Source organism: Catenulispora pinistramenti (genome assembly GCF_018274385.1).
Classification (GTDB): Bacteria; Actinomycetota; Actinomycetes; order Streptomycetales; family Catenulisporaceae; genus Catenulispora; species Catenulispora pinistramenti.
In genome coordinates this window covers 1-5,264 of sequence record NZ_JAAFYZ010000384.1, presented here as the reverse complement: position 1 = coordinate 5,264, position 5,264 = coordinate 1, and the positions used below count along the sequence as shown (strand labels likewise).

Sequence of the window (5,264 nt, the reverse complement as noted above, 5' to 3'; positions counted from 1 at the left end):
GGCGTGGGCCGGGGACCGGCGCGGCGAGGTCCGTGCAGCCGTCCAGGATTTCGTTCGCGCGGGAGACCGCCTCCCGGTAGCGGGCGACGACTTCGGCGACGCTGTCCTCGGGCGCGGCCCGGAAGGTCGACGGCCAGCCGGTGACCTGCTCGCCGAGGAACAGCGAGCGCTCGACGAAGGTCAAGTGGTTGAGCAGGCCCAGCAGGGTGGTCCCCGACGCCACGGCCGAGGTTCTGACCTGTGGTTCGGGCGTGCCGTCGACCTTCGCGGCGATGGAGGTGCGCAGGTAGTCCAGGAAGCCGCGCAGGACCTCGATCTCGGTGCCGCCGGTGCGGGGCGGCGGGGTGTCGCGGCGACGGGTGCGGGCCGGCATGGTCGGGCTCCTTCTGGAGGGGTCGGTGAACGTCCCTCCAGTCTTGGCAGCCCGACCATGATCCGGCACGCGATCTTGCCGTTATGGCATGAGGGCTACCGGCCCGCCGCCTTGCGCAGCCCGGCGATGAACGCGCCGCCGTTCGGCGTGCCCACACCCGTCAGCGTGTCGTACCCCTTCGCGATCACCTGCTGGCCCGCGCCGGGGGCGGTCACGCCGAAGACGTCCACGCTGGGACTGAGCCCGTCGGAGGCCGGGGTGTAGCTGTCCCGGTCCTGCTGCGCGGTGGCGGCGGCCGGCGGCAGCACGTCGCGGACCGCGCCGGTGCCGGACAGCCGGTACAGCAGCGGGTTGATGAAGCCGAACGCGGTGGTCCGGCCCTGCTGCGCGTCCGCGACCAGGGCGGCGACCAGCGGGGTGGCCAGGCTGGTGCCGGCGTTGGGCTCGGCCTGGTACGGCCCCGGCTTGGCGTCGGTGCCCTGCTGGATGTAGCCGACCAGCATGCCGGTGTCCGGGTCGCCGTCGGCGGAGATGTCCGGGACGGCGCGGCCGGTGACCGTGCGGTCGCCGACGCGGATCTGGGACATCGACGCCGGGACCACACCCTTCTGATAGGCGGGCTGTGCGTAGTCCGGGCTGGTGCCGCCGCCGGCGCTGCTGATCCCGCTGTCGGTCCATGTCCCGTTGTCCAAGCTGGCCTGGGCGGAGGACCAGCCGGTCTCCAAGACCCGCTTGTTGTGCGCACCGATGCCCAGGGTGGTGCCGCCGACCGCGGTGGCGTAGGGGTCGGAGGCGGGCATCGTCAGGCCCGGGGTGTCGCCCGAGGCGAAGTAGGCGCCGACGCCCTCGGCCGCGGCACGCAGGTCGATCGCGTGCATCACCGCCGCGGGCTCGGTGCCGACCGGGATCTGCCAGGAGTTGGACTCGATCGTGGCGCTCGGGTGGTTCCCGTCGCCGGTCAGCACCGTCAGCGCGGCGTCCAGCAGACCCTGGTCGCAGCCGCCGCCGACGATCATCAGCTGGTCGGCGTCGGGGGCCAGCGCGTAGACCGCCTCGGAGTCCATCTCGGCCTCGTCGTCCACGGGCGGCCCGGACGTCGCCGAGCCGGCGGAAGCCGCCGCGGCGTGCCGGTCGGTGGCTGCGGTACTGCCCGTGGAAGTGCAGACCGCGCCGCCTTGCACCTCGCGGAACTGGTCACGGCGCGGCGCCGGCAGGTGGTTGGCCTTGGCGTAGTCGGTCAGCGTCGCGAACATCGCCGTCGGCGTCGAGTCCTCGGTCAGCGCGACCGTGACGCCCTTGCCGGTGTTCGCGGACGTGGCGCCGTACGCGGCCCGCAGCTGCGCGGCGGAGTACCCGCAGATCGGCAGCGAACCCTTGGTCAGGCCCTGATATGCGGGCTGGTAGCTCTGAACGTGCTGTCCCCAGTACTGCGAGCAGGCCGGCGCCGCCTGATTCGACGTCGCCGCCCGAGCCGCGCCCGGCGTGCCGTCCTCGCCGATTCCCGTCACGCCCAACACATCAGGCGCGAGCGAGGCCGGCACCTGCGCCTTCGCCGGATCGCCGATCGCCGAGACATAGTCCCGACCGCCGCTGACCCGCACCTGAGTCATCCCCACGCTGCTCAGCCAGTCCGAGACCGCCTTGGCGTGCGCGGCTGAGGGGCCGAACCGTGCGGTATAAGCGTTCGGACTCAGGTAGTGATGGAATCCGGCTCCACCCGGCGTGGACACGGAGTCGGCGAAGGCGGTGGCGCCCGCGATATCAGGCGTCAGCCATACCTGGACGTTCCGCTGCTCGGCCGGGGACGCACCGGCTGCCTGAGCGCTCCCGGACAACCCCAGCACAGCGCCGCCGGCTACCAAGGCGACGCAACCGGCCGCCGCGACCACGACCCGGCTTCGAGTAAAAACCTTGCTCACGTTTTCTGAACTCACGCCATAACGACGTCGCACGAACCGCTCAGGTTGTGAGCAACCACCCAGATAGCTCAACGCGGGCCAGAACCGGAGCTTGCCCTAGAGCACGTCCCCCAGGCCCCTGGCCAGTTGCTCGAAGGCCTGCTCCGCCCGCTCGGCGGCGCGCGCCAGTATCTCGGTCCGGTCCATGCCCGCGGCCAGATCCCCCTGGTAGCGGCCCTGCGACGCCTGCACCGCCCCCGCGATCTGCGCCGCCGCGACCTCCAGCAGGAACGGATCTGTCTGCGGGTAGTGTTCGAGCATCAACTCGGTCAGCAGCTTCTGCCGCTCGTACACGAACCCCACCGACCGCGTCCACAGCGTCGGGCTCTCCCGCAGCAGGAGCGCGAACGTCCGCGAGCGCTTCACCTTCTCCGGCGACTCGACGTAGTACTCGTACATCGCCAGCTGCCACTCCTTCACCGCGGTCAGCACGCCGACCTCGGCGGCCCGCGAGCCCAGGGCGACGCGTAGCCGGTCGTTGGCCACGTGCCGCAGCTCGTAGACCAGATCCTCTTTCGACGCGTAGTGGGTGAACACCGTGGCCGGGGCGACGTCGGCGGCGCGGGCGATCTCGGCCATCGTCACGTGGTCGTAGCCGCGCTCGGCGAACAGCGCCATCGCGGCCTCGTAGATCGCCATGCGGGTGCGCTGCTTCTTGCGTTCGCGCAGGCCCTGCTGCGGCGGGTCGCTCTGCGGGGCGGCGGGCTTGCCGTCCTGGCTCGGTCCTCGTCCGGTGTCCATGGAATAAATAATAGCTGGACTCCGTCTATCATTGGAGTCACTCTAAGATTAAACGCACTCCGGGGAGGGCTCCATGTCCCAGACTGATCAGATAGCCGGCACGCCACCGAGTCAGACGGCCGCCGCCGTGCCGGGTCCGCGCGCCGGTGGCAGCAGGGTCGGCAACAAGGGCGCGCTGCTGGTCATCGCCTGTGTCGCCCAGTTCATGGTGGTCCTGGACGTCAGCATCGTGAACGTGGCCCTGCCGGCCATGCGCGGCGCGCTGGACCTGTCGCCGACCGGCGTGCAGTGGGTCGTCAACGCCTACGCGCTCGGCTTCGCGGGCCTGTTGCTCTTCGGCGGACGCGCCGCCGACCTGTTCGGCGCCAAGCCGGTGTTCCTCACCGGTCTGGTCGGTTTCACCGCCGCCAGCCTGGCCGGCGGCATGGCCAACACCGGCACGCTGCTCATCGCGGCCCGCTCGGTGCAGGGCCTGGCCGGCGCGGTGCTGGCCCCGGCGACGATGACGCTGATCATGACCACCTTCACCGACCCGCGTGAGCGGACCAAGGCGCTCGGCGCCTGGAGCGCCACGATGGCGGCCGGCGGCGCGATGGGCGCGGTCGTCGGCGGCATGCTCACGCAGTGGGTGAGCTGGCGCTGGGTGCTGTTCGTCAACGTGCCGATCGGCGTGGTGCTGCTCCTGGCGGCGGTCCCGCTGATCGCCAAGACCCGGGGCCGCGGCGCCACGCTGCGCACCCTGGACCTGCCCGGCGCGATCACCGTCACCCTCGGTCTGACCGGCATCGTGTACGGCGTCGTCACCACCGACACCCACGGCTGGGGCTCCTCGACAGTGCTGGTCCCGATCGTGGCCGGTGCGGTGCTGCTGGCGCTGTTCGTCCTGCTGGAGGCGCGCAGCAAGCACGCCCTGGTGCCGCTGCGGGTGTTCCGGAACCGGTCGCTGGCCGTGGCCGACCTGGCCGCGCTGCTGATCGGCGCGGGCATGTTCGCGATGTGGTTCTACGTCAGCCTCTACCTGCAGCAGGTGCTCGGCTTCGACGCGCTGCAGGCCGGATTCGCGTTCGTGCCGGGCTCGGCGATGATCGTGCTGGGCACCATGCTGGCGACCCGCATCCTGCCCAGGATCGGCCCGCGGCCGCTGCTGCTGGTCGGCCCGCTGGTCGCGGCGGTCGGCCTGGCCTGGCTGGCGCGCTTCCCGGCCGACGGCTCCTACACCGCCGACGTCCTGGGCCCGCTGATGCTGCTCACCTTCGGCATGGGCCTGGCCATGACGCCGCTGGCGGTCGCCGGCACCGCCGGGATGCCCCGGCACGAGGCGGGCCTGGCCTCCGGCCTGATCAACACCTCACGCCAGGTCGGCGGCGCCATCGGACTGGCGGCGCTGTCCACGATCTCCGCGCACATCGCCGCCACCCACGGCGGCGGCCCCAAGGTGGCGATGGCCGCCGGCTTCAGCGGCGCGATGATCGGCGCGGCGATCGCGCTGGCCGCCGCCGGGATCGTGGCGGCGCTGCTGCCGGGGCGGGCGAGCGAGGCGGCGCAGGGGTAGGGCGGTAGGGCTAGTGGGGCTAGTGCCGTGTCGGGCAACGTTTGCCTGGGAGTTCGGGCTTTGCTCGGGAGCTCGTGACGTGGTTCGCGATGTGCTGGTCGCCGGGCGGGATCCGTCGGCGGGTGGAGTTTGCTGAGGGCTGGAGTTTGTGAGCCGGGTTGCGGTTGGGGTGTGGGTTGAAAGGCGATTTTTACGGCCTTCGGTCATAGTTGTGCCGGTTCGGGGTTCGGGGCGGCGGGTGTGTTTGTCGGCTGCCGGTTTACGCGTTCACAACCCCGCCGCAACTCAGGCCTCTTCAACTCCAGCAAGCCAGAACAAGGGCAAAGGGCCAGATCAAGAGCAAGATCAAGGGCACAGGCCAGATCAACAGCAAGATCAAAGTCAAACCCATGGTGAAGGGCCGGGCCTCCGGCGGGCCTCGGCAACCTCAGGGAAACTAGCGCGGTTCCCTCGGGTGGCCGATCTAGTCTCAGCGGCTGTGGTTTGTGGGGTGGTGCGGTCCGTTCCCCTCGGTCGCGTCGTCAGCCCGGGGGGTACAGCACCGGTGTCCGGGGGTAAAGTCCGCGCGCGGCGGTCATGCAGGTGGGCGGCGGTTTCGTATGGCGCGAACTTGACCCCCGGCCACCGGCACTGTAGGCGA

General features: G+C 71.0%; 4 protein-coding genes. 1 reads left to right on the top strand and 3 read right to left on the bottom strand.

The window, feature by feature from the left end:
* The 3 genes from KGQ19_RS47315 to KGQ19_RS47305 all read right to left on the bottom strand — a co-directional run.
* A partial coding sequence (locus KGQ19_RS47315; protein ID WP_212021978.1) for a mycothiol transferase occupies window positions 1-373 on the bottom strand: 373 nt, incomplete at its 3' end.
* Between the two features lie 95 nt (window positions 374-468).
* The gene (locus tag KGQ19_RS47310; protein ID WP_307856732.1) at window positions 469-2,292 is read right to left on the bottom strand and encodes a S53 family peptidase; all 1,824 of its coding nucleotides are present in this window, start codon (window positions 2,290-2,292) and stop codon (window positions 469-471) included.
* 96 nt (window positions 2,293-2,388) lie between these two features.
* Window positions 2,389-3,072: a TetR/AcrR family transcriptional regulator gene (locus tag KGQ19_RS47305; protein WP_212021976.1), complete on the bottom strand. Its 684-nt coding sequence runs from the start codon at window positions 3,070-3,072 to the stop codon at window positions 2,389-2,391.
* Window positions 3,073-3,145: 73 nt separating this feature from the next.
* Here KGQ19_RS47305 and KGQ19_RS47300 point away from each other — a divergent pair, with 73 nt between their 5' ends.
* Entirely contained in the window at window positions 3,146-4,624 is a 1,479-nt protein-coding gene (locus tag KGQ19_RS47300) for an MFS transporter (RefSeq protein WP_212021974.1), read from the top strand.
* Window positions 4,625-5,264: the final 640 nt, after the last annotated feature.